The 4,975-nt window shown below is 68.7% G+C and carries 4 protein-coding genes and 1 pseudogene; 2 read left to right on the forward strand and 3 right to left on the reverse strand.

The window, feature by feature from the left end; genetic code table 11:
- The first annotated feature begins 556 nt into the window (after positions 1–556).
- A complete protein-coding gene (gene trpS / locus ACNFOC_RS50860; protein ID WP_416965778.1) occupies positions 557–1,552 on the forward strand; it encodes a tryptophan--tRNA ligase in 996 nt (331 codons plus the stop codon).
- A 38-nt stretch (positions 1,553–1,590) separates the two neighbouring features.
- On the opposite strand, the gene proC is transcribed toward trpS, so the two are convergent.
- The 3 genes from proC to ACNFOC_RS50875 form a co-directional block, all read right to left on the reverse strand.
- Positions 1,591–2,400, reverse strand: coding sequence for a pyrroline-5-carboxylate reductase (gene proC, locus ACNFOC_RS50865; protein WP_416965779.1), 810 nt, complete (start codon positions 2,398–2,400; stop codon positions 1,591–1,593).
- A 109-nt stretch (positions 2,401–2,509) separates the two neighbouring features.
- Positions 2,510–3,307, reverse strand: a complete 798-nt coding sequence (locus ACNFOC_RS50870) for an ABC transporter permease (RefSeq protein ID WP_416965780.1) — start codon at positions 3,305–3,307, stop codon at positions 2,510–2,512.
- Positions 3,304–4,125 (reverse strand): ABC transporter ATP-binding protein, encoded by an 822-nt coding sequence (locus ACNFOC_RS50875; protein WP_416965781.1) that lies wholly within the window; start codon positions 4,123–4,125, stop codon positions 3,304–3,306. The genes ACNFOC_RS50870 and ACNFOC_RS50875 overlap by 4 nt, the downstream gene beginning before the upstream one ends.
- A 284-nt stretch (positions 4,126–4,409) precedes the next feature.
- On the opposite strand from ACNFOC_RS50875, the pseudogene ACNFOC_RS50880 reads away from it, so the two are divergent.
- Positions 4,410–4,856, forward strand: a pseudogene (locus ACNFOC_RS50880) (SulP family inorganic anion transporter); the annotation flags it as partial.
- Positions 4,857–4,975: the final 119 nt, after the last annotated feature.

Consider the following 4,975-nt stretch of genomic DNA (forward strand, 5'->3'; position numbering starts at 1 on the left):
TCCGGTTCCGATTTCCTCGGTGCTTTCCAGGTTTCCGCTTCCGCGTTTCCCTTTCCGGCGGTTCCGACTCTATCAGATCCTTTCGGGCCTGACTCCCAGTCAGCGGGGGTTGCCATCCCGGCCGTTGGGCCGTTCCGACGAGTGAGACTTTAGCGGAATCCTGAGCCCCGAGCGAATCGGGGGGTGCGTCCTTTCGAACGCGGATTCCTCATTTCGCAAATACGCATGCCAATACAACGCGACGACGTATCGTCGATTGTCTGTAGGTACTTGCGGAATGGCTGTCCGGGGACCGACCGGGGTCGGCGCTCACGTCGGACAACTCGGAGAACACTACGTAGGCGATAGGGGCGTGTCAACTCCGCTCCGGAGAGCACTGCGGAGGCGTACGCTGTGTGACGTGACTACGCATACGTGCACCCAGCAGTGGTGGGCCGCCTGACAGCGGCCGTACACACGTATGTACTCAACGGCCGCCGCATCGGCGGCCGTTCGCGTTTCTCCCTCCAGAGGGTCGGCCGACCGGGTACGGCGGCCTCTATCAGGAGGTGGTGAGATGACGCGGGTCTTCAGTGGGGTCAAGCCGACCGGGCATCTGACGCTGGGGAACTACCTGGGCGCCATCCGGCGGTGGGTCGACGTGGATCAGCGGCAGAGCGACGCGCTGTTCTGTGTGGTCGATCTGCACGCGCTGACCGTGGACCACGATCCGGCGCGGGTGCGCAGGCTCAGTCGGCAGGCGGCGACGCTGTTGCTGGCGGCGGGGCTGGATCCCGAGCTGTGCACCGTGTTCGTACAGAGTCATGTGGACGAACACGCGCGGCTGTCGTACGTCATGGAGTGCGTGGCCACCGACGGCGAGATGCGGCGGATGGCGCAGTACAAGGAGAAAGCCCCGCGTGAGCGGGAGCGGGGCGGGAGTGTGCGGCTGTCGTTGCTGACGTATCCCGTGCTGATGGCGGCGGACATCCTGGCGTACGGGACGGACGAGGTGCCGGTCGGGGACGACCAGACGCAGCATGTGGAGCTGACCCGGGATCTGGCGGTGCGGTTCAACCAGCGGTACGGGCACACGTTCGTGGTGCCTCGGGCGACTCGGCCGGGGGTGGCGGCTCGGGTGATGAACCTCCAGGAGCCGACTTCGAAGATGGGGAAGTCGGACGACTCCGGGCCGGGGATCGTCTATCTGCTGGACGAGCCGGATGCCGTACGGAAGAAGGTCATGCGGGCCGTGACCGACAGTGGGGCGGAGGTCGTCTACGACCGGGAAGCGCGGCCGGGGGTGGCCAATCTGCTGGAGATCCTGGCCGCTTGCGGTGGTGGGAACCCCGAGGACCTGAGCGGTGTATATGAGTCGTACGGAACTTTGAAGAAGGACACCGCGGAGGCCGTGGTCGAGCTGCTCAGGCCTGTGCAGGAGAGGCACAAGGAGTTGTGCGCGGATCCCGCTTATGTGGAAGGGGTGTTGCGGGATGGGGCGGAGAAGGCGAGAGAGATGGCGAAGCCGATGGTCGACAACGCGTATCGAGCCATCGGGCTTCTGCCTGCGTAGCGAACTGGCTCCGGCTGACCGGATAACCAGCTAGCCGGCTAGCTGTTTCCGGAGGCCAGTTCGCGGCTGCGGTCGCGGGCGGCTTCCAGGGCGGCGATGAGTGCGGCGCGTACGCCGTGGTTCTCGAGTTCGCGGATGGCGTTGATCGTCGTGCCGGCGGGCGAGGTGACGTTCTCGCGGAGCTTCACCGGGTGCTCGCCGCTGTCGCGGAGCATGACGGCGGCGCCGATCGCGGACTGGACGATGAGGTCGTGGGCCTTGTCGCGCGGCAGGCCGAGCAGGATGCCCGCGTCCGTCATGGCTTCGACCAGGTAGAAGAAGTACGCCGGGCCGGAGCCGGAGAGGGCGGTGCAGGCGTCCTGCTGGGACTCGGGGACGCGGAGCGTCTTGCCCACGGCGCCGAAGATCTCGTCGGCGTGCGCGAGATGGGCCTCGGTGGCGTGGCTGCCGGCGGAGATGACGGACATGGCCTCGTCGACGAGGGCGGGGGTGTTCGTCATGACACGGACGACAGGGGTGCCCGCGGCCAGGCGTTCCTCGAAGAAGGAGGTGGGGATGCCCGCCGCACCGCTGATGATCAGGCGGTCGGCGGGGAGGTGCGGGGCGAGTTCGTCGAGGAGGGTGCCCATGTCCTGCGGCTTGACCGTGAGGATCAGGGTGTCGGCACTCTTCGCGGCCTCGGGGTTGGTGACCGGGGTGACTCCGTGGCGGGCGCGGAGTTCTTCGGCTCGCTCGGGGCGGCGGGCGGTGACCAGGAGGTCGGCCGGGGCCCAGCCCGCTCGGATCATTCCGCTGAGCAGGGTTTCGCCGATCTTGCCGGTGCCGAGGACTGCGACTTTCTGGGTCATGGGCTCATCCTCGCACCGGCGGTGTGCCCTTGAGACGGCTGTCCGGCTGGCGGAACAACACCTCTGGGTGGACCGCCTCCATGCCATACGTCTCTTCTATGCGTCTCTTCTATGCCGTACGCCTCCTCAGGGTCGCCGCGCCCAGGCACAGCACCAGCAGCGCGCAGCCGGCCACGATCAGGGCGTCGCGTACGAAGGTGGCGGTCATGTCGGTGTGCTTGAGGACCTCGTTCATGCCGTCGACGGCGTACGACATGGGCAGGACGTCGGAGATGGCCTCCAGGACGGGGTGCATGTCGGAGCGGGGAGTGAAGAGGCCGCAGAGGAGGAGTTGGGGGAAGATCACCGCCGGCATGAACTGGACGGCCTGGAACTCGGAGGCGGCGAAGGCCGAGACGAAGAGGCCGAGGGCGGTGCCGAGGAGGGCGTCGAGGAGGGCGACCAGGAGGAGGAGCCAGGGGCTGCCGGTCACGTCGAGGCCCAGGAACCAGACGGCGAGGCCCGTCGCCAGGGCGGACTGGATGATCGCGAGGATGCCGAAGGCGAGGGCGTAGCCGGCGATCAGGTCGCCCTTGCCCAGGGGCATGGCGAGGAGGCGTTCGAGGGTGCCGGAGGTGCGTTCGCGCAGGGTGGCGATGGAGGTGACCAGGAACATCGTGATGAGGGGGAAGATGCCGAGGAGTGAGGCGCCGATGCTGTCGAAGGTGCGCGGGCTGCCGTCGAAGACGTAGCGCAGCAGGACGAGCATCACGCACGGGATGAGGATCAGCAGCGCGATCGTGCGGGGGTCGTGGCGGAGCTGGCGCAGGACGCGGGCTGCGGTGGCTGCGGTGCGGGAGGCGCTGAGGGAACTGGCCGGGGCGGGTGCGGTGGTCGTCGTAGCGGCCAGGGTCGTTGTCGTGTTCATCGGGTCGTCTCCTTCTGGCGGGCGGTGGCCACGGCCTCGTCGACCAGGTGCAGGAAGGCCGCTTCGACCGTGTCGGAGCCGGTGCCGGCGCGGAGGGCGTCCGGGGTGTCGTCGGCGAGGATCTCGCCCTCGCGCATCAGGAGGAGGCGGTGGCAGCGCTCGGCCTCGTCCATGACGTGGGAGGAGATGAGGAGGGTGGCGCCGCGGGAGGCGGCGATGTCGTGGAAGAGGGCCCAGAGGTCTCGGCGGAGGACGGGGTCGAGGCCGACGGTGGGTTCGTCGAGGACGAGGAGTTCTGGGGTGCCGAGGAGCGCCACGGCCAGGGAGACGCGGCTGCGTTGGCCGCCGGAGAGGTTGCCGGCGAGGGCGTCGGCGTGGGTGGTGAGGTCGACGTCCGTGATCGCGCGGGTGACGTCGTCGTGGCGGCGGGTGGCGGCGGCGCGGCCTGGGTCGAGGATCGCGGCGAAGTAGTCCAGATTCTGACGGACCGTCAAGTCGTCGTAGACGGAGGGGGCTTGGGTGACGTAGCCGATGCGGGTGCGGAGGGTGGGGTGGCCTGCGGGGCGACCGAGGACGTTCAGGGTGCCGGTGACCTTGGCCTGGGTGCCGACGATCGAGCGCATGAGGGTCGACTTGCCGCAGCCGGACGGGCCGAGCAGTCCGGTGATCTGGCCGCGCGGGACGGTGAAGTCGAGGCCGCGGAGGACGGTGCGGGGGCCGCGGACGACGGTGAGGGATTCCGCTTGGACGGCGGGTTCGGGGTCCGTGCCGGGTGGGGTGTCCGGTGATGCGGACGGGCCGGGGAGGTAATTCATCATGTGATGAATAATGCTCCGGTGCGGCATGGCCGTCAAGCGGGTTCGGTGGTGTCGTGCGGTGATGTCGTCCGGTGGGTGTGCGGGACGGCGCAGGCGCGTGGTGGCGTGATCGGAGTGGGGCGCTCCGGTATGGATGCCTCCGCGTTCACCGGGTGGCCACACGAATCGAGTGCGGGGCCAACTCCCTTTCCCGACAATGGATTTCAGTTCGCCGTGCCCTCCCCCGGTGCGGCGCCCACGCATCTCCTGTCTGGCTCTGTCCTGTCTTCGGAGGTGCCGTTGTCATGCGTGTCGTGCGTGTCGTGCGCTGTGGTGTGAGCAAGGCCGATCTGTTCGCTTCTTTCGTCGTCTTTCTCGTCGCGCTCCCGTTGTGTGTGGGCGTGGCGATCGCCTCCGGGGTGCCGGCCGAGTTGGGGTTGGTCACCGGGATCGTCGGTGGGCTGGTCGTCGGGGCGCTGCCCGGGAGCAGTCTGCGGGTGAGCGGTCCGGCTGTAGGGCTGACCGTGCTCGTGTACGAGGCCGTGCGGGCGTACGGCGTCGAGGCGCTCGGGGTGCTGGTGTTCGCCGCCGGGGTGGTGCAGTTGGGGCTCGGGGTGCTGCGGCTGGGGCGGTGGTTCCGGGCTGTGTCCTCGGCCGTGGTGCAGGGGATGCTCGCCGGGATCGGGCTCGTGCTGGTCGCCGGGCAGGTGTACGCGCTCGGTGATGTCGCCGCGCCGGCGGGCGGACCTGGTCCGCAAGGCCTCCCAAGTCCGGCCCACCGCACGGCAGGTGGCCTGGCAGGAACTGGAGCGGACGGCGTTCCTGCACTTCGGCGTGAACACCTTCACCGGCCTTGAGTGGGGGACCGGTG

It is taken from the genome of Streptomyces colwelliae (assembly GCF_048158785.1).
Taxonomy (GTDB): domain Bacteria; phylum Actinomycetota; class Actinomycetes; order Streptomycetales; family Streptomycetaceae; genus Streptomyces.